Annotated in this window: 17 protein-coding genes and 1 riboswitch; of the genes, 4 read left to right on the top strand and 13 right to left on the bottom strand. The window is 59.5% G+C overall.

Features of this window, described 5'->3' with window-relative positions:
• Positions 1–108: 108 nt before the first annotated feature.
• Positions 109–306, bottom strand: a riboswitch (cobalamin riboswitch).
• A 19-nt stretch (positions 307–325) separates the two neighbouring features.
• Positions 326–1,042, bottom strand: coding sequence for a FadR/GntR family transcriptional regulator (locus tag JL015_RS04795; protein ID WP_201017642.1), 717 nt, complete (start codon positions 1,040–1,042; stop codon positions 326–328).
• A gap of 110 nt (positions 1,043–1,152) precedes the next feature.
• Between JL015_RS04795 and JL015_RS04790 the strand changes: the two genes are divergently transcribed.
• Complete coding sequence (locus JL015_RS04790; RefSeq protein WP_201017641.1) at positions 1,153–1,878, top strand: FadR/GntR family transcriptional regulator; 726 nt, start codon at positions 1,153–1,155, stop codon at positions 1,876–1,878.
• Positions 1,879–1,940: 62 nt separating this feature from the next.
• On the opposite strand, the gene JL015_RS04785 is transcribed toward JL015_RS04790, so the two are convergent.
• The 12 genes from JL015_RS04785 to JL015_RS04730 all read right to left on the bottom strand — a co-directional run bounded on the left by JL015_RS04785 (position 1,941) and on the right by JL015_RS04730 (position 19,126).
• On the bottom strand, positions 1,941–2,663 hold the full coding sequence (locus JL015_RS04785; RefSeq protein WP_201017640.1) for an oligogalacturonate-specific porin KdgM family protein: 723 nt from the start codon (positions 2,661–2,663) through the stop codon (positions 1,941–1,943).
• 133 nt (positions 2,664–2,796) lie between these two features.
• On the bottom strand, positions 2,797–3,561 hold the full coding sequence (locus JL015_RS04780) for an ABC transporter ATP-binding protein (protein ID WP_201017639.1): 765 nt from the start codon (positions 3,559–3,561) through the stop codon (positions 2,797–2,799).
• Between the two features lie 10 nt (positions 3,562–3,571).
• On the bottom strand, positions 3,572–4,411 hold the full coding sequence (locus tag JL015_RS04775; RefSeq protein WP_201017638.1) for an ABC transporter ATP-binding protein: 840 nt from the start codon (positions 4,409–4,411) through the stop codon (positions 3,572–3,574).
• Between the two features lie 19 nt (positions 4,412–4,430).
• Positions 4,431–5,336: an ABC transporter permease gene (locus JL015_RS04770; RefSeq protein WP_200985972.1), complete on the bottom strand. Its 906-nt coding sequence runs from the start codon at positions 5,334–5,336 to the stop codon at positions 4,431–4,433.
• The gene (locus JL015_RS04765; RefSeq protein WP_025259706.1) at positions 5,336–6,373 is read right to left on the bottom strand and encodes an ABC transporter permease; all 1,038 of its coding nucleotides are present in this window, start codon (positions 6,371–6,373) and stop codon (positions 5,336–5,338) included. The genes JL015_RS04770 and JL015_RS04765 overlap by 1 nt, the downstream gene beginning before the upstream one ends.
• A gap of 31 nt (positions 6,374–6,404) precedes the next feature.
• Positions 6,405–8,027, bottom strand: a complete 1,623-nt coding sequence (locus JL015_RS04760; protein WP_201017637.1) for an ABC transporter substrate-binding protein — start codon at positions 8,025–8,027, stop codon at positions 6,405–6,407.
• 76 nt (positions 8,028–8,103) lie between these two features.
• Positions 8,104–9,258, bottom strand: coding sequence for a mandelate racemase family protein (locus JL015_RS04755; RefSeq protein WP_201017636.1), 1,155 nt, complete (start codon positions 9,256–9,258; stop codon positions 8,104–8,106).
• Between the two features lie 375 nt (positions 9,259–9,633).
• The gene (locus tag JL015_RS04750; RefSeq protein ID WP_201017635.1) at positions 9,634–11,307 is read right to left on the bottom strand and encodes an ABC transporter ATP-binding protein/permease; all 1,674 of its coding nucleotides are present in this window, start codon (positions 11,305–11,307) and stop codon (positions 9,634–9,636) included.
• Positions 11,304–14,126 (bottom strand): M16 family metallopeptidase, encoded by a 2,823-nt coding sequence (locus JL015_RS04745; protein WP_201017634.1) that lies wholly within the window; start codon positions 14,124–14,126, stop codon positions 11,304–11,306. The genes JL015_RS04750 and JL015_RS04745 overlap by 4 nt, the downstream gene beginning before the upstream one ends.
• A 49-nt stretch (positions 14,127–14,175) precedes the next feature.
• Positions 14,176–17,010, bottom strand: a complete 2,835-nt coding sequence (locus JL015_RS04740; RefSeq protein ID WP_201017633.1) for a TonB-dependent receptor — start codon at positions 17,008–17,010, stop codon at positions 14,176–14,178.
• 155 nt (positions 17,011–17,165) lie between these two features.
• The gene (locus JL015_RS04735; RefSeq protein WP_201017632.1) at positions 17,166–18,203 is read right to left on the bottom strand and encodes an AraC family transcriptional regulator; all 1,038 of its coding nucleotides are present in this window, start codon (positions 18,201–18,203) and stop codon (positions 17,166–17,168) included.
• A gap of 8 nt (positions 18,204–18,211) precedes the next feature.
• The gene (locus JL015_RS04730) at positions 18,212–19,126 is read right to left on the bottom strand and encodes a GGDEF domain-containing protein (protein ID WP_201017631.1); all 915 of its coding nucleotides are present in this window, start codon (positions 19,124–19,126) and stop codon (positions 18,212–18,214) included.
• A gap of 335 nt (positions 19,127–19,461) precedes the next feature.
• On the opposite strand from JL015_RS04730, the gene JL015_RS04725 reads away from it, so the two are divergent.
• The 3 genes from JL015_RS04725 (at position 19,462) to tolQ (ending at position 24,765) form a co-directional block, all read left to right on the top strand.
• Positions 19,462–21,978, top strand: coding sequence for a TonB-dependent receptor (locus tag JL015_RS04725; RefSeq protein WP_201017630.1), 2,517 nt, complete (start codon positions 19,462–19,464; stop codon positions 21,976–21,978).
• Positions 21,979–22,039: 61 nt separating this feature from the next.
• Positions 22,040–23,968, top strand: a complete 1,929-nt coding sequence (locus tag JL015_RS04720; RefSeq protein WP_201017629.1) for a phytase — start codon at positions 22,040–22,042, stop codon at positions 23,966–23,968.
• Positions 23,969–24,054: 86 nt separating this feature from the next.
• Positions 24,055–24,765 carry a protein TolQ gene (gene tolQ / locus JL015_RS04715; protein WP_201002910.1) on the top strand — a complete coding sequence of 237 codons (711 nt, stop codon included), beginning with the start codon at positions 24,055–24,057 and terminating at the stop codon, positions 24,763–24,765.
• Positions 24,766–24,767: the final 2 nt, after the last annotated feature.

The raw sequence follows: 24,767 nt of genomic DNA, 5'->3' as shown, positions 1-24,767 counted from the left end.
GCAGGGCGCAATGTACAGACAGGAAACACATCCCCGGCACTGCACGGAAGGCAGGGCAAGGCAGCCATGAACCGGCGCGCGGATGTCCTTCCCGGACACCCCGCCGGTCAGTAAAGTTGCAGGTCGGTAGGTCTCCTGACTGGCACGTCATTGCTTTGCTCCAGCCTTCCCGGAAATCACCAGTGGCTGTCATGGAGTTGGCTCGATGCCTACAGTTGCGGGGGCAGTTTCGTTTGAGCCGCGCAGGTGCGAGGCTCTCGAATTCCCTGTTAGTTCCTCTCGGAAACCGACGGGGCGCGATGGTAAACGATAAGCCTTTTAGTGGCTAATCCTTTGCGCGAAAGCGCTGGAGGCAGTTGATCAGGTGCAGGCGCATCGCCGCCCTGGCCGCATCGCGATCCTGATGGGCGATGGCCGAGTAGATCTGCTCCTGTTCGCGCTGCTGGATATCCGGGTCATCCATGAGTTGAAATGACGGCACATTGCCGAAACCGACCCGTGCGCGAGGCAGGATGCTGTTGCCCAGTTGGGTCATGACATCGGTAAAGAAGCTGTTGGCAGTACATTGCACGATACTGCGATGAAACTCGAAATCGGCCTGGGTCGTATCGGTTTCGTTCTGGTCGCAGCGATGCAGCTCGTCCAGCGCCTTGCGTATGGCTTCAAGCTGCTCCGGTGTACGCCGTTGGGCGGCGAGGGCGGCGGACTCGGGCTCAAGGCTCAGGCGCAGCTCTATGATGGCTGCTGCATCGGGAGGGCTGCCGGAGATGGCTTCCGGAATCTGGAAGTCCCGGGGGCGCGAAGCATCGACCACGAAGGTTCCGATGCCATGGCGGGTTTCCACCAGCCCTTCGGCCTGCAAGCGCGACATCGCCTCGCGAACCACTGTGCGGCTGACACCGGTTTCCCGGATGATGACCTGCTCGGTCGGCAGCTTTTCACCGCTCTTGATCTCGCCTTCGCGGATCTTGCGCGAGAACTCGGCGACCAGTTGCTGGGTCAGGCTGGAGCGGCGGCCTGTAGGAGGGGAAGGGTGTTCCATGGGCGGGCTGATCGGGTCCGGGTCGGGGGGCTGAGTATAACCGGAGTAATGGCGTGTTTTGTGTCGTGATCGCAGCCTATACTGCGCCATTCGATCAAATTGAGGCTGCAATGTCGGACAACGTCGTTTCCTCGCAGAAAAACCATCGCCGTCTGGCTGAAACACTGGTCGACCGCTTTGCCCAGCGCATGCGCGATGGCGTGCTGCAGCGTGGCGAGAAGCTGCCTTCCGAGATCAATATCATGGAGGCCGAAGGGGTCAGCCGCACGGTGGTGCGCGATGCGTTGTCGCGGATGCAGGCGGCAGGGCTTGTCGAGACGCGCCACGGGGTCGGCACCTTTGTGCTGGACATGCCGCCACCTGAAGGTTTTTCGGTCGGGCCGGCGACCATTGCGACTGTGTCCGATGTGCTTAATCTGCTGGAGTTTCGTATCAGCCTTGAAGTCGAAGCGGCCGGGCTGGCGGCGCAACGTCGCAGTCCTGAAGCCTTGCTGGAGCTCAAGCGTGCCTTCGATGCGTTGCTTGAAGGCCCTGAAAAGTCCGGGACCACGATCAATGCCGACTTCCAGTTTCACCTCAAGATCGCCAAGGCTTCGGGTAATGCCTACCTGATCGACATCATGAAACACCTGGGCACCAAACTGATCCCGCGTACCCGCATGAATTCCGCCTACACCGGGCAAAGTGATCGCAGCGCCTACCTGGCCGGGATCAATGCCGAACATCGACAGATCTACAACGCGATTGCCGAAGGCAATGTGGATGCCGCCCGCTCGGCCATGTACCTGCACCTCAACGGCAGCCGCATCCGATTGCGGCGTACTCATAGCGAGTAGGGTTTGTTCGCGAATGAATTCGCTCCTACACCGCGGTAGGAGCGAATTTATTCGCGAAAGGATCACATAAAGTTGTACTGAATCCCCACTCGCAACCTCAGCTGGCGTTTGTCATCCTCGGAATCGACCTTGATATCGCCGATCTCGAAGAACGGCACCCATTGTTTGCTCCAGCGATACTTGAACGCCGCATTCTGTTCGTAATCGCTGGTGCCGTTGTCGTAACGGATATAGTCGGTATCGAAATAGGTGAGCTGGTACTCGTAAGTCCATGGTCCCTTGGTCGAGTAGTTGATCCAGATGTCATAGCGGTTGATCGACTGGTTGTCCATCGAGTTGTCGGGCATGGATTCGTTGATCCTGTCCCGGTCCAGCTTGATCGAGTCATAGCGGTAACGGCCTGAAATGCTCAGCGCATCGTTCACCTTGTAACCGACCTTGATGCCCGTCTTGTAAGACGTGGACTTCTCGATGCTTTCCAGTGCCAGGGAAGGCGTCACGGTCCATCTGTCGTTGAGTTTGTGCTGATAGCTGATCGTCAGTTCATGGCCGTTGCCGACGGTATTGTCGAAGGCCACATCCTGACGGTCACCCGCAGTCTTGTACTTCAGCTCACCTTCAAACCCCCAGCCACTGTCCAGGCGTGTGCCGAACTTGACCCGGTCGGAGTGCATGCGGGTGCTTTCCGCGTATTGATGTCGATAGTTGATATAGCCGCTGTCGGCATAGCTCCAGGCAGATGGCAACAGGGCGGACAGGGAGAGCAGAGCGATTGATTTTTTCATTTTTTTATTCTTGTTTGATTGAAGTTCTGGGTGTGTTGGAGCAAATCGCAGGCAGCCGAATCCCGTAGCCGTCATGGCCTGGGGTCACGCTGTCAGCGGGGTTCGGTTTTTCAGGCCGTCAGGCGACGACCGCTCAGCCGGTGAGGCGCACGTCCATGTCGCGGCTGGCCTGGATCAATAATCGGGAGTACTCGTGCTGCGCCTGATTGTTGACCAACTGGCTGCTGTCGAGGGTTTCCAGCACCTGGCCTTGCTGCATCACGGCAACCCGGTCGCACAGGTGCGCCACGACGCCCAGGTCGTGCGTCACCATCAGGTAGGTGAGGCCTTGTTGCTGTCGCAGGTCGGCCAGCAGATTGAGGATTTCGGCCTGAACGGAAACGTCCAGCGCCGAGGTGGGTTCATCCAGCAGCAGGACGCGGGGTTCCAGAATCAATGCCCGGGCGATGGCGACACGCTGGCGCTGACCACCGGACAGTTGATGCGGATAGCGAAAGCGAAAGCTTTCATTGAGACCAACCCGTGACAGCACTTCGCAGACTCTTCTGTCGCGCTCGCCGATGCGATGGATGCTCAGGGGCTCCTTGAGCGCTGCATCGATGGTGTGGCGCGGGTGCAGCGAAGCATAGGGGTCCTGAAAGACCATCTGCACGGTCCGGTAATGACTGGCGTCCAGATGACGGCTTACCGCCCGGCCGGCCACGCTCAGGCTGCCGGTCCAGTGCTGGTATTGCCCGGCCAGGCAGCGCAGGACCGTAGTCTTGCCCGAACCCGACTCGCCAACCAGCCCGAACGACTGGCCCTCTGCGACTTGCAGGTTAACGTCACGCAGCACCTGATTCAGTCCTGGACCAGTACCAAAACTCAGGTTCAGTGAATCGACTCTGATCATTGCCATGGGATCATTCTCAGTGGGTGAGCCAAAGGGGATCGCGTTGCAGGACCGGCAGGCTGGCGCGCGGACGATCCAGGCTGGGCAGGGCGGCGAGCAGGCCCTGGGTGTACGGGTGGCGGGCGTGGTCCAGTTCGCTGGCCGCCAGGGATTCAACGACCCGTCCGGCGTACATCACCAGCACCCGGTCGCAGAAGTGCCGCACCAGATTCAGGTCATGGCTGATAAAGATCAGCCCCAGATCACGTTCGCTGACCAGTTCTTCCAGCACATTGAGCACCTGACGACGCACCGAGACATCCAGTGCCGAGGTGGGTTCGTCGGCGATGATCACTTGCGGGTCGGTGATCACCATCATGGCAATCATGATTCGCTGTCCCATACCGCCGGAAACCTCGTGGGGGTAGAGATCGTAAACCCGTGCCGGGTCGCGGATATGCACCTTGGCCAGCATGTCCAGGGTGCGTTCGCGGGCTTCCCGTGCCGAAACCTTGTGATGAGCCAGATAGGCCTCGGCAATCTGTTCGCCGACCTTGATCACCGGGTTCAGCGAGTATTTAGGGTCTTGCATGATCATCGACATGCGCCGACCGCGAATGCCCTGGATCTGTTTCTCGCTGCAACTGAGCAGGTCGATATCGCCGAAGCGCAGGGTCTTGGCGGTGATGCGGGCGCTCGACGGGTGCAGACGCAACAGGCTGCGGCCTACTGTGGATTTTCCGGAGCCGGACTCGCCGACGATGGCCAGTTTTTCCCGACCCAGATTGAACGAAACATCGCGTACCGCCGCCGTTGTCTTGCCAGCATTGGTGAATTCGACGCGCAAGTCTTCTACCGCAAGCTTTATCTGTGACATGGCTTTTACCTTGTTTTTGTTATTCGCTGCGTGGGTCCAGAACATCGCGCAGGCCATCACCCAGCAGGTTGAACGCCAGGCTGACCAGCATGATCGTTGCGCCGGGTGCTGCCACCAGCCACCAGCTTTCCAGCATGTAGCGTCGGCCGCTGGATATCATCGCGCCCCATTCCGGCAGTGGCGCCTGTGCGCCCAGACCGAGGAAGCCCAGTGCCGCGGCGGTGAGGATGATGCTTGCCATGTTCATGGTCAGGCGGATGATCACCGAGGACAGGCACATGGGGATGATGTGGCGACCAATGATGCGCAGTGCCGATGCGCCCTGCAGCTTGACCGCCACCACGAAGTCGGCGTTGCGCAGCGACAGGGTTTCAGCCCGCGCCAGGCGTGCAATGGGCGGCCATGCGGTCAGTGCAATGGCAATCACCGCATGTTCCAGGCCTGGGCCGAGAGCGGCGATGAACGCCAGTGCCAGAACCAGGCTGGGAAACGAGATGAAGATATCGGTGATACGCATGAACAGGCTGTCGACCCAGCCGCCAAAGTAGCCGGATACGGTGCCGATCAGCAGCCCGATCGGGCCGACGATCACGGTCACCAGCATCACGATGTACAGGGTGATGCGTGAGCCATACACCAGGCGGCTGAACACGTCCCGGCCATATTCATCGGTACCGAACCAGTTCTGTGCGCCTGGCGTGCGCAGGGCGGCTGACAGGTCCTGGGCGAGTGGGTCGTGAGTGGCAATCCATGGCGCGAAGAGGGCGACCACCATCAACGTGCTGATCACGATCAGGCCCGCCAGCGTCATCGGGTTGCGCAGCAGAAAGCGCAACAGGCGTGAGCAACTGCCGGTGAAGGCCGCGAAGCTTGAGGCGGGTGCCTGGATCATGGGTTTGGCGCTGCTTGCAATGGACGTATTCATCAGCGGGTTCTCGGATCGAAGACTTTATAGAGGGCATCGCTGATCTGGTTCAGGATCACGAAGATCAGACCGATCAGCAGCACGCAGGCCATCACCGCATTCATGTCGCCCAGCAACAGGCTGCTGGTCAGGTACTGGCCGAAGCCCGGCCAGGCAAAGACCGTTTCGATCAGTACTGCACCTTCAAGCAGGCCGCCGTAGGCCAGGGCGACGATGGTCAGCAACTGCACGCGAATGTTGCGGAAGGCATGGCCCCAGACGATTCGCCGCTGCGACAGACCCTTGACCCGCGCCGTGATGATGTACTCCTGCGACAGTTGTTCGAGCATGAAACTGCGGGTCATGCGGCTGATGTAAGCCACCGAGTTGAAACTCAGGATCACCGCTGGCAGCAGGATGTGGCGCAGTGCGCTGCGAAAGGCCTCCCAGTCGCCGGACAGGGCGGTGTCGATCAGCAGCAGCCCGGAGCGGGTTTCGATCAGGCCGTCATAGGCCAGGCCGATACGTCCGACACCACCGGCCCAGCCCAGCCAGGCGTAAAACACCAGGAACGCCATCATGCCCAGCCAGAAGATCGGCGTGGAGTAACCGAACAGTGTGATGACGCGGGCAATGTGGTCGCCGGTACGGCCTTGATGAGTCGCGGCATACACGCCCAGCGGCAGGCCGATCAGCACGCCGAACAGAATTGCCAGGGTCGCCAGTTCCAGGGTGGCCGGGAATACCCGGGCGATGTCTTCGATGACCGGATGGCCAGTGAGCAACGCCTTGCCCAGATCCCCATGCAGCAGGTCCTTGAGGTACAGACCGAACTGGGTCCAGAGCGGCTTGTCCAGGCCCAGCTCCTGATAGGCCTGAGCGTAGGCGGCTGCGTCGGCGTCAGGCCCAACGATGGCCAGCACCGGGTCCAGCGGCATGACCCGACCGATGAAGAAAGTGAGCAAAAGCAGTCCGAACAGGGTCGCCGCCACTGATCCGCCGCGCCGGGTGCCGTTGGCGACCCGACTGCTCAAAAGTGAAAATGATGCACTCGACATAATGATTCCTGCCTTCGTTGAACCCATGAGGTCAGCGTTGCTTGTAGACGTCCCGCAGGCGCGTGGTGGCTGCGCTGTGGCCCAGGTATTGGCGGACATCGGCGTGGATCACCACTTCGTCGGTCATCTGCGAGACCGGCATGATGGGGCCTGCCTTCTGGTCGTAGAGGGTCTGGATGCGCTGGTACAGGCTGAGCTGTCTGGCGGCATCGCGTTCCTGCTCGGCCTGCTCGATCAACTGGTTGATCTCGGCGTTGTAGAACGAGGTGCGCCAGCCCTGAAAATTGCTCAGCTTGGCCTGCTCGCGGTTGTCCGGGTTGTAGATCAGTGCCCGCAGGCTGGAATGGGGATGGCGTTCGGCGCCGCCGCCACCGCGACCGACCAGAATGTCGAAGCGACGATCCCGCATGGCACCGTAGATCTGGTTGCCGGTACCGGTGATGATCGTGGCCTGAATGCCAGCCTGAGCAAGGGTGGATTGCAGGCTGGTGGCGATGTTGATGAACGGGGAGTCGGTGAGTGAGCGAATGGTGATCTTGAAACCATCGGGATGCCCGGCCTCGGCCAGCAAGCGTTTGGCTTGTGTGACGTTGAGCTTGTAGCCCGGATCGTCCAGTCGCGCCGCCAGCCCTAGTTGCAGCGGGCGCTGATTGATCAGGCCGTAGTGAGGCATCACCACGTTATTGATGCCCTGATAGTCGATCAGCGAACGAATGGCCTGGCGAACCCGTATGTCCTGAAACAACGGCTGCTCCATGCTCAGGGCCACGTAATAGAGCGTGCCGCGAGGGATGGTCTGTACGCTGACTTCTTCAGAGCGGGTCAGGGCCTTGATATCGGTGGCGGCCATGCCGCGTGCCACATCCAGATCGCCGCGTTCGACCATCAGGCGCAAGGCCTGGGACTCGGTCATGTTGCGCATGATCACCCGGCGCATCTTGGCCGGCCCGCGCCAGTACTGGTCGAAGCGGGTCATGAGGATCACGTCGTTGGCACGCCAGATATCCAGCTTGAAGGCACCGGAACCTGCAGTGTGCGTCGTGAGCCAGGCTGCGCCCTGATCGTCACCCTGGGCATTTTGCATGGCCGTGACGCGATCAATCACAAAAGCACTTGGGGAAGTCGCCAGGGTATTGAGCACCAGTAACGGGTCGGTGGCCTTGGGCAGGTCGAGAACGAAAGTCGACGGTCCTTCGGCGCGCATCAGTTGGGTGACGTTCTGCGCCGTATAGCCATAGGCTTTCCAGGTGGAGGCGAGGGCTTTATTGAGAGTGACCACACGCTGCAGAGACCAGGCGACATCCTGGGCGGTCAGCGGGTTGCCGGAGTGAAAGGTCACGCCAGGACGCAGGTGAAAGGTGAGGCGCATGCGGTCCGGGCTGATTTCCCAGCGTTCGGCCAGAGCCGGAATCAACTGGTCCGGGCGTGCGGCGTCCTGTTCCAGCAGCATGTCGTAGACATTGGAGTTGACCTCCGACACCTCAAGGCCGGTTGCGCCTGCGGGGTCCAGGGACAGGAGATTGATCATGCTCATGCCGATCACCAATTGATCGACGGGTGTTTCTCCGCGTGCGGTGGCAGGCGGGGTGTGCAGAAATGTCGCCGTGAGGGCGAGGCATAGCAGCCAGGGCAGGCGCTTGGGCCAGAGTTTCATGGGGGCGGTCCTTTTTTATATTTATAAAGACACTTTGACGAGGGGCGCTCTGATCGCCCCTCGTGGTACAGCCGGTTCAGTAACGTTGCAGGGTGTGAGTCTCGATATAACTGAAGTTGATGTCTTCGCCCAGTCCCGGCTTCTGGGAAAGATGCACGTAACCGTCGCTGTCCATGGGGTCGACCAGGGTATTGAGGTAGGCCGGTACGTCATCGTACTCAAGGAAAGGGTGCAGCAGGCCGCGCTCGTACCAGCGACAGTTGCTGATGGCGCCGACCACACTCAGGTTGGCTGCGCCGTTGCCGTGGACCTCGCAGTCCATGCCGAACGATTCGGCCAGATGCGCGACTTTCATGCATGGCCCGATACCGCCAACACCTGCCACACCGGCGCGCAGGATGTCGCAGGCCTTGTTGCTGACCCAGCTGGCGCGGCTGTGGTACTTGCCGGCAATGCTTTCAGGTCCGAGTACCGGAATGTCCAGATTCGCGGCGAGCCAGGCATAGGATTCGCTGGAGTCTTCCATCATTGGCTCTTCGAACCAGGCAAAGTCGAGCTTCTGTAATTCGCGGCCTATATAAAGAGCGTCGGTGCGGCTGTACCAGTGATAGCCGTCGAGCATCAGGGCGATATCCGGCCCTACGGCTTCGCGTACGGCGGCGCAGGCCTGGACGTCCATCTGGGGGTTGGGCGCGAAGGAAATCGGTGGCATCCAGGTGTGCAGTTTGATGCCCTTGTAGCCGCGCTGGACCAGCTTCTCGGCGAACTGGCCGTATTCATCCGGCGTGGACAGACCGCCCGGCAGGTCATCGCCGCACATGGTCGAACCATAAGCCAGCACCTTGTCTCGATAACCGCCCAGCAATTTGTACACGGGCATTTTCAGGGCGCGTCCGGCCAGATCCCACAAGGCCTGCTCAACCAGCGCCAGGGCACGATCGGTAAACTGGCTGGCACTGCCGCGTTGCCAGTGAGCCAGTTCCTGCCAGATCTTTTCCCGGTTCATGGGGTTCTGGCCGATCAGCACCTTCTTCACGAATGACTCGATGATATGCGGGCGGATCAACTCGGGCGCACCAAAGGAAAAGCCTTCGCTGCCATCGTCGCAGGCGATGCGCAGCATGCCCATTTTGACCGGTTTCTCTTCGCCGGGATGGGCGTGGCCGGCGCTGTCTACAGCGCGCCGCGAAGGGTAGGAAAAGACATCGACACTGACAGAGATGATTTTCATGGGGGCCTTCATTGGTCTTGTATTTATAAAGGAGATTATTCGTATGTCGTCATACAACGTTGGGGCGATTATTTGCAGATATCGAGAGAACGGTCAATAGTGGTGTGATGACTATTTCGATTATTCGTAGTTTTTATGGGGTGTTATTGAGGTCATCATACAGGAAGGGAGGTGGATTCCTTGTTGTCGTCATACTTCTATGGGTCGAGTAGGAGCGGATTCATCCGCGAGACGTCATTGAAGTCGATATATTTTCTTCGGATGTACGGGCCTCTCGCGAATGAATTCGCTCCTACAAAAAATCCTTTTAATTCATTGCGTTGTATTTTTTACAGAGGCACCGGGAGCAGACGCTCCCGGCTTTTGAGGCGGGAGTCAGGCGGCGGTGGGTGTGAGGCTGGCCTGCAGATTCAAGCTGCGCTGGAAGAGGTTTGCAACACTGGGCTGATGGCTGATGCCGATCACCAGTGTGTCGGGCAGTTCCTGTTTCAGGATATTGAGCAGATGGCAGGCGCTCTGGTCATCCAGTTGATTGGTCGCTTCGTCCAGATACAGCGTCTGCGGTGCATACAGCAGGGCACGGGCCAGGCCCAGGCGTTGCTGCTCGCCACCGGACAGTTCGCGAGTCCATTCGGTTTGCTGTTCCAGGCGATGTTCCAGCTTCGACAGGCCGACCTGATGCAGCACCTGAACAAGACGTGCATCGGAAGGGCATTCTGTGGCCGGGTAGACCAGCAACTGACGCAACGGCATTTGCGGCAGGTAAGGCTGCTGCGGAATCAGCAGGCTCGATCCGCCCGGCAGTTCCCAGTTCCCCCGGTAGTAGGGCCACAGGCCTTGCAGGGTGCGCAGCAGAGTGGACTTGCCCAGACCGCTGCGGCCTTCGATGCGCAGCCATTCGCCTGTCGTGGCGCTGGCATTGATGTTATCCAGCAGGACGCTGCCATCGGGGCGATGGATTTGCAGGTCATCGATACGCAACGCCACGGTGCGCTCGATTTCGCGAACCTGGCCACGGGTTGCCTCAATCGCCTGCTGAAACTGGCCAAGCCGTTCCACCGTGGCGCTCCAGGCGGCGAGGCGTGGATAGACGTCGATAAACCAGCTGAGCGAGCCTTGCACCGCCGTAAAGGCACTGCGGATCTGCATCAGACCACCAAGAGTGATGGTCTTGGCCAGAAAGGCGGGCAGGGCCGCGAAGACCGGGATGATGCGGCTGACCCGGTCATAACTCACGGTGAAGAACTGCAGCTTGCGCATCCGTTCCATGAGCTGCCACCAGTTGCCGGCGATGTGTTCGAAACGTTCGCCCAGTTGGCGTTTCTCGACGGCTTCACCGCCATACAACGCGATCTGCTCGGCATGGTCGCGCTTGCGCAGCAGGCTGGCGCGAAAGTCGGCTTCGTAACGCTGCTGCTGAAAGTTGAGCGGCTGCAACGGGCTCCCGAGAAAGTGAGTGAACGCGGTGCCCAGCACGGTGTAAAGCACGGCTGCCCACAGCAGATAACCATGGATCGTGATGTCATGGCCCAGCACCTGAAAGTTCAGGACCCCCGAGAGGTTCCATAGCACGCCTGCGAAGGCCAGCACCTGAGCCAGGTTGATGATGAACGACGCCAGCAGCTCGACGCTGCGATCCACCAGCAGGTCCACGTCCTCGGCAATCCGCTGGTCCGGGTTATCCGGCTCGCCGGTCAGCCCCAGCCGATAGTAGGCCTGGCCCTGCATCCAGGCGTCGATGGTGGTTTTTGTCATCGCCCGGCGCCAGCGCAGCACCAATGCCTTGCGCAGCCATTCCAGGTAGACAACGATCACCACGTAGCCCGCGATGTACAGGCAGTACTGGCCCATCAGCGAGTACAGCGCTTCGGTCTTGAACTCGCCCAGGGTGTCGTAGAACGTCTTGCTCCAGGCGTTGATCCAGACGTTGATCTGCACCACCAGCAAGCCCATGCCGATCACACTGAGCAGCAACACCCACGACAGCCATTGCCTGCGGTCCAGCCAGTAGGGGCTGGCCAGGGCATAGAAGGTTTTCAGGGTTTTCATTGACCGGCTCCCGCCTCTTTCGGTGCAGGCAGCAGGCGGAACTGGACCAGGTTCTGCTGATCGAACAGCTCACCGGCCAGACGCTTGAGCGCCGGAACTGTCAGGGCGTCGAGCAATTGCTGTTGCTGGCTCAGGTAGCGCGGATCACCCCAGTAACGATCACTGAGAATCAGGCGGCGCATCTGGGTCTGCGGATCGTCGCGGCGCAGTTTTTCCTGATGGATCAGGTTCTTGCGGGCGGCAGCGATGTCTTTTTCGCTGATGGTTTTCGACAGCCCGGCAAGCGTGGCCTTGGCCATTTGCCAAAGCTCTTCGACACGGGCCGGATCGGTACTGAAATTCAGGCTGCTTTCAATGCGTTGGGTCTGTTGATTGAGCGTGCTGTCAAAGTTCAGTCGATAGACCCCCGAGGCTTCGCCCCGAAGCTGCTGTTTGAGGGCGGCGAGGGCTATGTCCCGCAAGGTCGCGACTCGTGCAGCGTCCACCGGTGTCCAGGTGCGCGGGTGATAGCTGAAGGCTTGCAGCACGGCACGAGGTTCGATGCCGATGGCCAGTTCCTGAGCGTGGTAGCCGCTGCGCTGCTGTTGCTGGCTGGTCTTCAGGGCCTTGCCGCGAGGAATGCCAGCCAGTTCCTGTTCCACCAGAGGCTGGAGAACGCTGACGTCCACATCGGCCATCAGGTAGTAAGTCACCGGTGCCTGGCTCAGGCGTTTCCAGTCCTTATCCAGCTCTTCAGGCTGTACGTTCTGCAATTGGGCGATGGTTGGCGTCTGCCAGTTGTCCTGGCCGTATTGCAGCTTGCGCAGGGCCTTGTCCTGTAGCTCTCGGACATTGTCGGTATTGCGCGACAGACGCCCGATCAGCTCGTCTCGCGCCTCCTCGAAAGCTTCGCTGTCGATGCCTGCTGGCGACTGGCTCAGGCGATAGGCTTGCAGCATGGCCAGAAGGCGATGTTGTGCGGGAATGTCCTTTTTGGCGTCTATTGTCGAGAGATCCATTTGCAGACGGTCTGCTTCCTGATCGAGGGATAGATTCACCCCTTGCTCGCTGCGCCAGCGGCGGATCTGCTCTTCGTTCCAGCCTTGTGGAGCGCTTTGGCCAGTCAATTGCGCCGCCATCTGGCTGCGCCAGGCTGGAATCTCGGCGGTCATGAACCCGGCGCTGGAGTCTGCTTTCATCAGCAGTCGGTCATTGTCGCCATTGCGTTTGAGCCAGACCAGACGGTCGCCGTTGCTCAACTGCCAGTATTCGACTTTCTGCTCGGCGAATGCCTTGCGTTTCACGACCTGTCCTTTGGCCGTGGCCGCAGGCAAGGCGGGCAGGGCGTCGGGTTCTGTCGAGACGGTGGCAGCTTCGGCTTGCGGGGCGTCCAGCGGGCTGCTCTGGACCTGTGCCATCAGGCTGTTTACAGCCTCAGTCGTGGGCAAGGTCAGAGGTTTCAGGCCGGGAGCCGAGAGTTGCAGGACCCGGTCCGGGCTGTCGGTCCAGCTTTTCAGGCGCTGGTTGAGGTCCTTGAGTTCGACGGTGTCGAGCGCTTTCAGGTACTGCGAAGCGATGTCGTGTTTGGTGGAGACGATGCGATTCTGATTCGTTGCATCGTTGAGGTCCGTGATCCATTGCTCGAAGGTGCGTGGTTCGTTTTTCGCCAGCATCTTTTGCGCGACGGCGCGTATTTCTTCTTTCTCGCGACGCAGATCGGTATCACGCAGGCCATAGCGCCGCACCCGCTCGATTTCCGTCAGCAATTGTTTCAATGCCGCCTGGTGAGCGTCACCTTCCACGCTCGCAGCAATGCCCAGAACGCTGGAGTAGTCGCCGATCAGGCTTTTCTGCACGGTCAGGCTGCGCACGCCGGTTTCCCGAGGCTGGATACGCAACTGGTCCAGCAAGGCCGACAGGGTAATGCGGTCGATCAGGCGTTCGCGCAGGCCGTCCTGGGTAGGCGCACGACTGTCGGGCTCATGCAGGCGAAACAGCAAGGCCACTTGATTGCTACCGCTCTGGCTGTCCTGCAGGCGGACGATTTTCAGTTGCTTGTCCAGTGGCAGCTCCCGGTAGCTTTTCTCGGGCAATGCCCCTGGCCTGGCCTTGCCGAACCAGTGTTCGATACGGTTGGGCAGGGTCGCGGGGTCGATATCGCCGACAATGGTCAGCACCATATTGTTGGGCACATACCAGCGTTGTCCGAAGCTCTTGAGTTCAGCCAGCGTGGCCGAGCGAATCGCAGCTTCGTTGCCGATGGTGCGATGCTCCGGGTAGCGTGAACCGATGCGTTGTGAGGCGGTACGCTGATCGTTCATGCGCTGGGCGACACCCAGGCCGCCGCGCCATTCTTCGATGACGACCGGACGCTCCTGCTCCAGATTTTCCGCGGTGTAATCATGGGCCAGGGTCAGGGTCGAAAGCGCCTGCAAGGCCTGCTCGGTCTGGGCCGTGCCGCCGGTAGGGCTGAGCATGTACAGGGTGCGGTCGTAGTTGGTCATGGCGTTGTAATTACGCCCCTGAGCCCAGCCCCACTGGTTCATGAGGCTGCGAATGTTCTCGCCTTGTCCGGCATGGCTGTAGAAATTCAGGTGCTCGACCAGGTGGGCGACACCCACCTGGTCATCCTCTTCATCCACGGAACCGGCCTTGACGGCCAGACGTGCATCGATTCGGCCGGGCTGGCTGACTTCACGTACCAGACGATATTCCAGGCCATTGCTCAGATGACCGCGTACGACTTGGGCGTCCCAGGCCTGTGTTTGCGGGCTGCCGGGAAACTGGGCGCAGGCGCTCAGCATCAGCAAGCCCGACAGGCTCATGATTATTTTTTTCATCAGATCAGGTATCTCGGTTAAAGCGTTTGATCAATCGGTTACGCAGAGGTCAGAAGCGGTAGCCGACTTCGAGCCAGTACTGGCGACCGGTTTCATAGGTGGTGCGGGCACTGTTGCTGACTATCGGATTGACCTTGTCGGCAACGTTGGTCACGTCCACGGCAACGAATGCGGCCTGATCCTTGCCGGTGGGTAGTTCCCAGTCCAGGCGCATGTCCCAGGTAGGGGCTGCCTTGACGGTGGCTGTTTCGTACACGGAGTAGTCTTTGCCATCAATGGTCACGTCATCGCCTGTACTGATGATCTGGTCGTAGCCACCGCGGTAGCGAAAGAAGTTGCTCCAGGTCAGGTTCAGTTGCGGTATCTCGGTGATAGTGGTCATGCGAGCTGTCCAGGGCCGGTTGAAGTCACTGGCAGGCAACTCGTTGTATTTCATCTGTTTGCCGTCATAGATCACATCTTCGTTGGTATACAACTCGGAGTTGATGGCATCGTCATAGTTGCCATAGGCATCACGAGTACGGGACCAGTCGAAGGCCATCTGCACGCTGGTCCGGGTGCCCTGGAACTTGAGTTCATGCAAAGGGGTGACGCTCAGCGTGATGTTGTCGCTTTCGCTCATCCCTTCGTTGGTGTAGGTGAAGTATTCGGTCGCATAGCCGTTCTCGGCTGCCAATCCCTGGACACGAGCCGATGAGCGATTGATCTTGTCTCTGCCCTTGCGGTTGACATATTTCAGACGAAAGTCGGTATCCAGCCAGCGCTGATCGATGCCCAGAGTCAGTTCGTCGTCATAAGGAACATCAAGGGAGGTGAACTTGCTGGTGCTGGCCTGCCGGGTTCCTACCCAGGCGCCGGTCTGGGTTTCGCGGGCATAACTGGTATTGAGCGTGCCGCGTCCGTCTGCCAGCCGATACTTGAACAGGTTGCGGCCGTAGTAACGGTTGGCACCAAAGACCAGCACGGTGCTGCGGTCGCCGAACAGGTCGTAGTCGCCGGAAAAGCGTGGAGCAATGGTCTTCTTCTCCATATAGTCGTCGCCCTCAAAGCGCACGCCTGGACGCAGGGTCAGCTTGCCGATTTCAATCTTGTCCTGGGCGAAGAAGGCATATTTGTTTTCCGTCAGTTCAATCTTGCCGGCTTCATAGGTGGTCATCCGTGTGGCGTATTGCCGGATGTTGCCATTGAGCATCCTGCCGATCGAGCAAAGCGAGTCGTTACCGGCGCACGTGGCGACATTGTCCCGGCGGAATGTGGTTGCGGAGGTCACGTCGTCAAGGCGTTCCCAGGTTGCGACCTGGTGTGACAACTCCATGCCTGTCGTGAAGTTGTGAGTGGTGCCTGCAATCTGGATCGGGAACCAGTCGGCCTTGGTGTTATAGGTGATGCCGCGCTGTGTCTGTTCGAGCGACCCGGACGAGCCCTCGGCGCTGCGGGCTGTGTTGCTGTTGGGGTTGCCCCAGTTCTTTACGGTCGAGAAGTACCAGTTGATGTATTCGTCTGACTCGGCATCCCGCGAACTGTTCAGGTTGGTAAGCGCCAGTTTATTGGTCCAGACGGCATTGTCACCTTGCCACTTGGCGTTGATCGCGCCCTGAAAGCCACCGCCTTCTGTGGTGAAGCCGGAGTTGATGCGGTTGGCCCGGAAGTAAAAATTTTCCTGCGGGGCATAGGTCAGCGAGGTATCGAGGGTCAGTCGCTCGCTGGCATTCCAGTAGGTCTTGAGCAGGTAGTTGTCGATACGGCGTGTCTGGTCTTTGGTATTGGGGCTGGTATCACTTCTGTAGCCGTTATCGTAGACATTCAGCGGAATGGTGGCCCGTTTCTGGGAAAAGTTGAGAATGGCCCCGAAGTTCTCTGTCAGATGACCTTCCAGTGTGCCCCGCACAGTGGTTTTCTCGAACTGAGGCTGGTATTGCTCGTCCGTGGAGGTCTGGAAGCCTTCCTGGTCCTCGCCACTGATGTGGTATTTGGTCCATTCCGAGCGTGTCATGGACGCTGAAATCTTGCCATGCATTTCCTGGGTGGGTTTACGGGTAATGGCGTCTACCACACCACCATTGAAGCCCCCGTATTCAGCGGGGACGTTACTGTCGTAAACGCGAACTTCTTCGAGCAGGTCGGCATCCAGCGCAATGCCGTGTGAACGGCTGGGTGCCGAGTCGAACTGGCGAATGGAGTTGTAGTCGTGCTCGCCCGGATCCAGGTCGTTATTGATCGAGATGCCATCGATCATGAAGTTGTTCTGGTAGAACTTGGCGCCGTTGATGCTGATATCCGCCGGGTCGATTTCGCCGGGAGAATTGGAGCTTTGCTGAGCATTGTTGAATTGCACGTTTGGGTGCATGCGCAGCAGGGTGGTGATGTCGCCATTGGCACCGGGGAAGGCTTCGATGGCCTTGCGACCGATCACGGTCTGTCCCTGGAAACTGTTTTCTACCGGCTCACCCAGCACCACCGTGCTCTGCAACTCCATCGGCGCATCGAAGCCGCTGGTCCGGGTCAGGTGAAACACCAGGCTGCCATCTTCATAGCCCCAGCCGATGCCAGTGCCATGCAGCAGTTTCGCGAGGGCCTGTTCGCTGCTCATCTGGCCTTGTACGGCTTGTGAGTAACGGTTGCCCAGCAAGGCCGGGTCGACGCTGACTTGCAGGCCGCTCTGCTGGCCGAAGCTGATCAGCGCGGCCGAGAGTTCTTGTACCGAGATATCAAAACTATGGCGGGTTTGCAGGATTTGCTCACGCTCGCTCAGCGGTTCGCTGGCCATTACGTTCTGGCTGCTGATCATCCAGCACAGGCTCAAGGCGCTGAGTTGTGTGGCGTGATTCAGGTGTTTGCGAATCGCTGTGCCCAGGCTTCGCGATGGCTGAGTGTTCGGTGTCATCCCACGTCCCCGTACGGGCTTAAAACCCGCATTTTTGAATGAGAATTGATCTCAATGTTATGTGCGAGTCAAAGGACGGGGCAGCGCGGGAAATTTTCAGAAAATAATTGAAAAAACTTCATGAAGGGCGGGCAGAGGCCATTCTCAGGTCGTTTTCAGTCGAAATTGAACAGGCGCTGGATCAGTTTCGGGGTACTGCCAGTCCAGCGTTTGAAGGATCGGCGGAAGTTGGCGGGGTCATTGAAGTTCAGGTATTCGGCGACGGCTTCATTGCTCATACCCTTGATCTGATACAGGTGCAGGGCCACGTGTTTGCGGGCCAGATCGTGCTGGGCCTGGAAACTGGTGCCGTGTTTCTGCAGTTTGCGCTTGAGGGTCGCCGGGCTCATGGCGAAAGCCTGGGCGACCTGATCCAGGTTCGGTGCTTCACGCACGTTATCGCGCAGATAACGGTAGATCCGGTCCAGCAGGCTGGCGTACATGCCCAGCGTTTCCAGTTGTGCGCTGGCTTCCTGCTGAGCGACTTGCCCGGCAATCGGAGACGCGCCCGGCCATGGACGGGTCAGGCATTCTCTGGGAAGGCGCATCATGTCCAGTGGTCGCCCGAACGAGGTGTTTTCCCCCAGATGAACCCAGTACTGCTCGACGTAGCGTGGCTCGTCATGACAGAAACTGCATTCCCAGGGCAGACGCTCACCGCCCAGCAGATGACTCATCGCGATCAGCGCGGTCATGCCGGCTTCCAGCACAAACCGCTGCTGCTCGCCTGCGCCGCAACTGTCCAGCCAGTAGAGATAGGCATAGTGCTCGTCCAGTTCCAGGCGCGGCGTCAGCAGCGGGCTGAGCAGCGCCTGCTGCTGGATCAGGATTTCCAGAGCCTGATGCAGATTTCGGGCATGGCGCAAGGCATGACTGGCTGCACCGTAATGGCCGGGAAACAGGCGCTGGCCAAACAGGAAGCTGGTGTCATCGGCGCCCATCTGCCGTTGGGCATTGCCGATCAGGGCGAAGAATTGTTGCGGGCTCAGGCGTGTCTTGCCTGCAATGATGTCCTCGTAGAACAGACCGGTGCCTTTGAGCAGGCGGTGGCTGTCGATAGCGCGCGACAACGCCAGGTCAATCAGCGTTGCCGGCTGGTAATGGCCGGGAATGAATCGGCTGTCGGTTTCGTACCAGTCGCTCTTGATGGTCATGGCAGGCCTCAGGCTATTCGCGGCAGAGGTTGCCGGGCGCGGGCCAGTGACAGGTTCAGGCGCTTGAGCAGGTTTTCGGGTGTTTCGTCCATGGCCATTACGGCGGCAGTGCTGGCTGACAGATGAAGCCGCTCACCCTGTTGCCGGGTCTTGTGGGCCAGCCCGGCAACGGCTTGCTGCAACTCCAGGGCAAACAGTTTTGCCTGGCTTTCGCCGGTATTGGGCAGCAGCACGACAAACCGGTCACCCGCCAGACGACAGAGCAGATCCTGGCGACGCAGGTTCAGCACCAGCAGATGGCTGAGGGCCGACAGCACTTCATCGCCTTCGCCATGACCGAACGACTGATTGATGGCGCTGAAATTGTCGATATCCACCACCACCAGTGACAGGGGTTGCTGCTGGCGCTGGCTCTGTTCCAGGCTGAGCACCAACTGGCGCTTGAGGTAATCGGCGCTTCCCAGCGGGGTGAGCTTGTCGAACAGCCGATGCTCGCGAAAGCCGCGCTCACGCTTTTCCATCTGTGCGCTGATTGCCAGTTGTTCCCGGTGCCAGTGATAGATACCGATGGTCAACAGAATCAAACCCACTGGCATCGGGCCGGACTCCAGCCAATGGTCCCAGCCGATTTCCTTGGGCAGGCGGATGAACTCGTCCAGCGCATCGATCCACCAGGAAAAGAATACGCAGCTCAGGCCCACGGACAGGTAATTGGTTACCCGACCGGCCGGGCGGCTCTTGAACACCAGAAACAGCCAGGTCAAGGCCAGCAGCGCCGAGCCGCCTTCGCCGATGATATCCAGCCATTTCCATTCGCTGACGTATTTGATATCGCCAAAAGCCAGGAATGCGAGCAGCCCCATATTGGCCGCGACCATCAGCAGGGCGAGTTTCCCGCGGTGGGGTTTGAGGATGCTGAACATGGCCTGACGGGCTCCTGGAGCGCTGAATGTCGGCCAGCAGAACAGATGACTGTGACAGTTGGGTGACGGCGCAAAGGGTCGAATCAGCTCATGGTGTGTGCCTGTTTTTCGCGAATGAATTCGCTCCTGCCGGGGCTTTAGGAGCGAATTCATTCGCGAAGCTCCAAAGACTCCCCACAACCCAAAGTCAAATCAGCTCATTTCACCCCTGAAACCCTCAATTTCAGGGGTTTTCGGCGTTATCTGTCACAGAACCGTCACGCCTGGACTCTAGCTTGCGCCTCCAGTTGCCGGGTCATTTGCCTGGCCCATCGTGAAGCCTGGAGAGGACAGACATGTACAAGCGCCGCAGCAGGGCACAACTGGTCGGCTACGCACTCAGCGCACTGGCCCTGGCGATTGCCAACGAGCGGCTTCAGGCTGCCGAAGTCAATGCCATCGAGCATGTCGAGGTGGTGGGGCAGGCGGCAAGTATCGATCAGGCCCTCAAGGAACAGCGCTCCTCGGACAGCATCAAGAGCGTGGTGCATGCCGATGGCGTGGCCCAATTGCCGGACCAGAACGTTGCCGAAGCGGTGCAGCGTCTGCCGGGCATCAGCGTTGAGCGCGATCAGGGTGAAGGCCGTTTCGTGACGGTGCGGGGCCTGGCCCCGGACCTGAACAGCGTGACCATCAATGGCACACTCGTACCGGCACCGGAAAGTGACCGTCGCGCAGTGGCGCTGGATGTCTTGCCCTCGGAGCTGGTGCAATCGCTGTCTGTCATCAAGACCCTGACGCCGGACATGGACGCCAACTCCCTGGGCGGCACGGTGGATGTCGAGAGCCTTTCGGCGTTCGATCACAAGGGGTTGTTCTATACCGGTAGCAGCGAAGCCAGTTATGACAAGAACAGCGGCCAGACCAGCCCGAAGTTTTCCGGCGCGGCCAGCAATCGCTTTAGCCTGGGTGATGGCATCGACAACTTCGGTGTCGCGGCGGCTCTCAGCTGGCAGAAGCGCGACTTCGGTTCTGACAACGTCGAAACGGGCGGTGCCTGGGATGGCCGGAGCCTGCAAGAGTTCGAGCAGCGCAACTATGACATCAGCCGCGAGCGTGCTGGCGGCGGTCTGAACTTCGATTACAAGCCGGATGATGTCAGCAGTTTCTACCTGCGAACCTTGTACAGCCGCTTCAAGGACGATGAAGTCCGTACCACCAATGGTTTCGAGTTCGCCGATGCGCAAAGCGCCGGTACGCTGGGCGATGCCGAAGGCACCCGCAAGCTCAAGGCGCGCACTGAAACCCAGGAGATCAAATCCTTTGTGTTCGGCGGTGAGCGCATGTACGACCTGTGGACTGTCAGCGGTCAGGCCGGTTATAGCGAGTCCAGCGAAGACAGCCCTGGCCATATCGCAGGCGCCACGTTCGTGGGCAACAATGACTTCGCCAACACCGGTTTCTACGACACTGAAACGCCGCGCCCGATTGTCGGCTCCGCTTTTTACGATGCCTCGAACTTCACTCTCGACAAGGTGGACTGGGAAAAGCAGAACACCAGGGACAAGGAAAAGAACCTGCGTCTGGACCTGGCCCGGGATTACGACTTAAAGGGGTATGCCTCGCAATTCAAGTTCGGTGGCAAGGTCAGCCGGCGTGACAAGACCAACGATCTGGAGGTCTGGAAATACGAGGACTTCGATACGCTGGGTTTCACTTCCAGTGATTTGAATCTGACGCAATTCCAGAAAGGCACAATCGATTACCGGCTGGGTAATTTCGGTAACGGCATCAGTCCCGGCGCCATCAAAGGGTTGCTGGGTGGCCTGAATGCTGCGGACTTCTACGATGAGTCGGAGTCGCGGGCCAATGACTTCACGATCAGTGAAGACATCAACGCCGGTTACTTCATGAACACCATCGATATCGATAAATGGCGCTTCATTGCCGGCCTTCGCTACGAAGGCACCGAGATGGAAGCCAAGGGAACCGGCGTACGCGACGGGGTGTTCGAGTCGAGCCAGACCCGACGCGATTACCACCACTGGCTGCCGGGCCTGCATGCACGCTATCAGATCGACAAGAACACCCAGTTGCGCGCCGCCTGGACCAAAAGCGTTGTGCGTCCGACCTTCGGGCAACTGGCACCGGGTTTTGTGATCGATGATGACGAAGCCACTTTCGGCAATCCGGACCTCAAGCCACTGGAGTCCAGCAACCTGGACCTGGGCATTGAACGCTTCATGGGGCGCGCCGGCACGGTTTCGGCCTTCGTGTTCTACAAGGATATCCAGAATTTCGTTTACAACACCGATCTGGCGGGTACGGGGCAGTGGGCGAGTTTTTCCGAGGCCAACACTTACGCCAATGGCGACAAGGCCAAGCTGTATGGTCTTGAGCTGGCGTACTCGCAGAAACTCGACTGGTTGCCTGCGCCCTGGAATGGCCTGCTGCTGGGCGCCAACGCTACTTTCAGCCGCTCGGACGCCAGCATCAAGGGCTTCGACCAGAGCACGGGCACCAACCGCAAGCGCGATATCGATCTGCCGAGCCAGTCCGATACGGTCGGCAACCTGATGCTTGGCTGGGAAAACGACAAGCTCAGCCTGCGTCTGTCGGCCAACTACAAGTCGGCCTATCTGTATGAGCTGGCGGCCATTGGCGACAAGGACCATGACCTGTACGTCGACGGCCAGACCTTCATCGATTTCAGCGCTCGCTACTCGCTGACCAAGAACCTGAAAGTCAGTTTCGAGGCGCAAAACCTCACCGATCAGCCGTACTTCGTCTATGCCGGCCATCGCTCTCTCAACAGCCAATACGAAGAGTACGGCCCGACCTACAAGGTCGGCCTGACATTCACCCATTTCTGATCGATACCGGCAGCCCTTCACCCGTGTTGCCGGATAACCTTGTGCAAGGATTCAAGTGTTCATGAAGATTTTGTTGCCACGTAAAGCGGGTTGCCTGTCGCTGTTGATCGGCCTGATGGCCGGGGCCGTACAGGCTGCGCCCACTCCCGAGATGAGCCTTGGGCGCTGGGCCGAAAGCGAGCCGTTCAAGGCCCAGTCCGTGGGTTTTCTGCCTGGCAGTGACGGGGCGAAACGCCTGGCCGCCAGTGTCAAATCCGGCCTGTTGCTGCTCGATGACAAAGGGCGCCAACTGGCCCGGCTGCCGGGTTCCTATCAGGCGCTGGATAGCCGTCAGAGTGGTGAGACGGCATTGGTGGCGACGCTGGACAACCTGCGTCAGCAACCGATGCTGAGCCGCATCGATCCGGCAAAGAACCAATGGTCAAAGCCTGTTTACCTGCCAGCACGGGATTATTCGGTCACCGGCTTGTGCCTGTATCGCGATGACGCCAGCAACCTGTTCCTGTTTCTGGTCGGCGACGAGGGCAAGGGTGAGCAATGGCTGGTCGGCAGCGGGGAGCACCTCGGCGAGCAGCCTCGCCTGGTGCGCAACCTGCCGCTGCCGCCCAATGCGGAGTTCTGTCAGGTGGACGACGCGGCACATCGCTTGTTCGTCAATGAGCAGAACATCGGCTGGTGGGCTTACCCGGCGCATCCCGAAGCCGATGTAGCCCGCACGCCGGTTGCCTTGCGTGAGCCGTTTGGCGCAATCAAGCAGGCGGCGGGGGCCATGGCGGTCGTCCCTGGTGGTTTGCTGGCGCTCGATCCCAAGGGCAAGGCCTTGCACCTCTATCAGCAGCAGGGCGATGGCGAGAGCTGGTCATCGGTAGCCGAACTGTCGCTGATGAACCTGAAAAAGCCTGAAGGCCTGTCGATTCATGAAAGCCAGAGTGGCCTGCAATTGCTGCTCAACGATAACGACGGTGACCGCCTGTTTGAGGGGGAACTGAGCTGGAAGCCTGAACCGGTCGCTCTGGCTGCGCCGCTGCCCGGCGTGGCGGCTATCGCTCAGAGTCAGCCGGTAGCGCGTCAGGGCGATGCTGCGGACGATCCTGCGATCTGGATTCATCCGAAAAATCCGGCCCAAAGTCGCGTGCTGGGCACCAACAAGAAGCAGGGGCTGCTGGTTTATGACCTGAAGGGCAAGCAGCTTCAGGAACTGGCCGTCGGACGTCTGAACAACGTCGATGTACGGCCCGGCTTCATGCTGGGCAAGCAGAAGGTCGATCTGGCGGTTGCCAGCAATCGTGATCGCAACAGCCTGAGCCTGTTCAGCATCGACCGTAACAGTGGCGCGCTTCGCGAGGCGGGCGAAATTCCCACGCCGCTGGCGCAGATCTATGGCATCTGCCTGTTCCAGCCTGCCAGTGGCGAGCTCTATGCCTTCGCCAACGGCAAGGATGGCAGCTTCCTCCAATACCGGATCAGCGCGCCTGACGGCAAGGCCAGGGGTGAACTGGTGCGCAGTTTCAAGGTGGACAGCCAGCCGGAAGGCTGCGTGGCCGACGATCAGCGCCAGCGGCTGTTTCTTGGCGAGGAGGACGTTGGTGTCTGGGCGGTGGATGCCCGTGCCGATCAGCCCGCAACACTGTCCAGCGTGATCAAGGTCGGCGATGTGGTACATGCCGATGTCGAGGGGCTGGCGCTGTATCAGAGCGAGCAGCATGACTATCTGGTGATCTCCAGCCAGGGCAATGACAGCTATGTGGTGGTGGATGCCGAACCGCCTTATGCGCTGCGCGGCGCATTTCGTGTGGGCCTCAATGCCAGGCTCGGGATTGATGGGACTTCTGAAACCGATGGTCTGGAAGTGACCTCGGCCAACCTTGGCGGCCCATGGAGCAAAGGCATGCTGGTGGTGCAGGACGGCCGCAAGCGCATGCCCGAACAGGCGCAGAACTTCAAATTCATCCCTTGGGCCGATGTGGTTAAAACCCTGGCTCTGCCGTAAGTCGTTTGTCATCAAGCGGTGATAAACAATCGATTCATAAAGGCACTGACCTTGACCGGAAGGTGCCATACATCAGGAATTCCACGATGCACGCCACGCTAGAACACATGACCCTCTGGGGGTTGATCAGCAATGCCAGCGTACTGGTCCAGGCTGTGATGCTGACCCTGCTGATGGCCTCGCTGACCAGTTGGTATCTGATCATCCAGCGCAGCCTTGCCTTGCGTCACGACGAACATTCCATGGATGCTTTCCAGCAGCGCTTTCGTCGCGAACCGGAACTGTCGCCGCTGTACAGCGAGGCCACTGAAGCCCGTGATCGAGCCAACGGCATTCAGCAGATATTTCAGGCGGGTTATGCCGAGTATCAGCAGCTCAGGCATCGTCCGGACATTGAACCCGATGCCGTGTTGTCCGGCGTCGAGCGTTCGCTTCAAGTGGCAATCAGCGAGCAGGAACTGCAACTGGAAAAGGGCCTGCAATTTCTTGCCACGGTGGGCTCGGTCAGCCCGTACATCGGTCTGTTCGGCACTGTCTGGGGCATCATGAATGCCTTCATCGGCTTGTCTCAGGTGCAGCAAGCCACGCTGTCCACAGTCGCGCCCGGTATTGCCGAAGCCTTGATTGCGACCGCCATCGGCCTGTTCGCAGCCATTCCTGCCGTGATTGCCTACAACCGCTTTGCCGCACGCGGCCAGACCCTTGCGGCTCGCTACTACAGCTTCGGCAACGAAATGCAGGTGCGTTTGAATCGAACCCTGCAAGGCCTGACACGTACTATGGCCGCTGTGGCCTGAGG

The sequence above is a fragment of the Pseudomonas cichorii genome, assembly GCF_015471405.1.
Taxonomy (GTDB): Bacteria; Pseudomonadota; Gammaproteobacteria; order Pseudomonadales; family Pseudomonadaceae; genus Aquipseudomonas; species Aquipseudomonas serbiensis.
The sequence above is the reverse complement of the archived record's forward strand: the minus strand, read 5'-3'. Positions and strand labels throughout refer to the sequence as shown.

What these genes read in the sequence shown, in the direction of transcription:
- JL015_RS04725 (WP_201017630.1), top strand. Translation starts at nt 19,462, where the DNA reads ATGTACAAGCGCCGCAGCAGGGCACAACTGGTCGGCTACGCACTCAGC.
- JL015_RS04775 (WP_201017638.1), bottom strand. Translation starts at nt 4,411, where the DNA reads ATGTCACAGATAAAGCTTGCGGTAGAAGACTTGCGCGTCGAATTCACC.
- JL015_RS04785 (WP_201017640.1), bottom strand. Translation starts at nt 2,663, where the DNA reads ATGAAAAAATCAATCGCTCTGCTCTCCCTGTCCGCCCTGTTGCCATCT.
- JL015_RS04735 (WP_201017632.1), bottom strand. Translation starts at nt 18,203, where the DNA reads ATGACCATCAAGAGCGACTGGTACGAAACCGACAGCCGATTCATTCCC.
- JL015_RS04780 (WP_201017639.1), bottom strand. Translation starts at nt 3,561, where the DNA reads ATGGCAATGATCAGAGTCGATTCACTGAACCTGAGTTTTGGTACTGGT.
- JL015_RS04740 (WP_201017633.1), bottom strand. Translation starts at nt 17,010, where the DNA reads ATGACACCGAACACTCAGCCATCGCGAAGCCTGGGCACAGCGATTCGC.
- JL015_RS04730 (WP_201017631.1), bottom strand. Translation starts at nt 19,126, where the DNA reads ATGTTCAGCATCCTCAAACCCCACCGCGGGAAACTCGCCCTGCTGATG.
- JL015_RS04790 (WP_201017641.1), top strand. Translation starts at nt 1,153, where the DNA reads ATGTCGGACAACGTCGTTTCCTCGCAGAAAAACCATCGCCGTCTGGCT.
- JL015_RS04760 (WP_201017637.1), bottom strand. Translation starts at nt 8,027, where the DNA reads ATGAAACTCTGGCCCAAGCGCCTGCCCTGGCTGCTATGCCTCGCCCTC.
- JL015_RS04745 (WP_201017634.1), bottom strand. Translation starts at nt 14,126, where the DNA reads ATGAAAAAAATAATCATGAGCCTGTCGGGCTTGCTGATGCTGAGCGCC.
- JL015_RS04720 (WP_201017629.1), top strand. Translation starts at nt 22,040, where the DNA reads ATGAAGATTTTGTTGCCACGTAAAGCGGGTTGCCTGTCGCTGTTGATC.
- JL015_RS04750 (WP_201017635.1), bottom strand. Translation starts at nt 11,307, where the DNA reads ATGAAAACCCTGAAAACCTTCTATGCCCTGGCCAGCCCCTACTGGCTG.
- tolQ (WP_201002910.1), top strand. Translation starts at nt 24,055, where the DNA reads ATGCACGCCACGCTAGAACACATGACCCTCTGGGGGTTGATCAGCAAT.
- JL015_RS04795 (WP_201017642.1), bottom strand. Translation starts at nt 1,042, where the DNA reads ATGGAACACCCTTCCCCTCCTACAGGCCGCCGCTCCAGCCTGACCCAG.
- JL015_RS04755 (WP_201017636.1), bottom strand. Translation starts at nt 9,258, where the DNA reads ATGAAAATCATCTCTGTCAGTGTCGATGTCTTTTCCTACCCTTCGCGG.
- JL015_RS04770 (WP_200985972.1), bottom strand. Translation starts at nt 5,336, where the DNA reads ATGAATACGTCCATTGCAAGCAGCGCCAAACCCATGATCCAGGCACCC.
- JL015_RS04765 (WP_025259706.1), bottom strand. Translation starts at nt 6,373, where the DNA reads ATGTCGAGTGCATCATTTTCACTTTTGAGCAGTCGGGTCGCCAACGGC.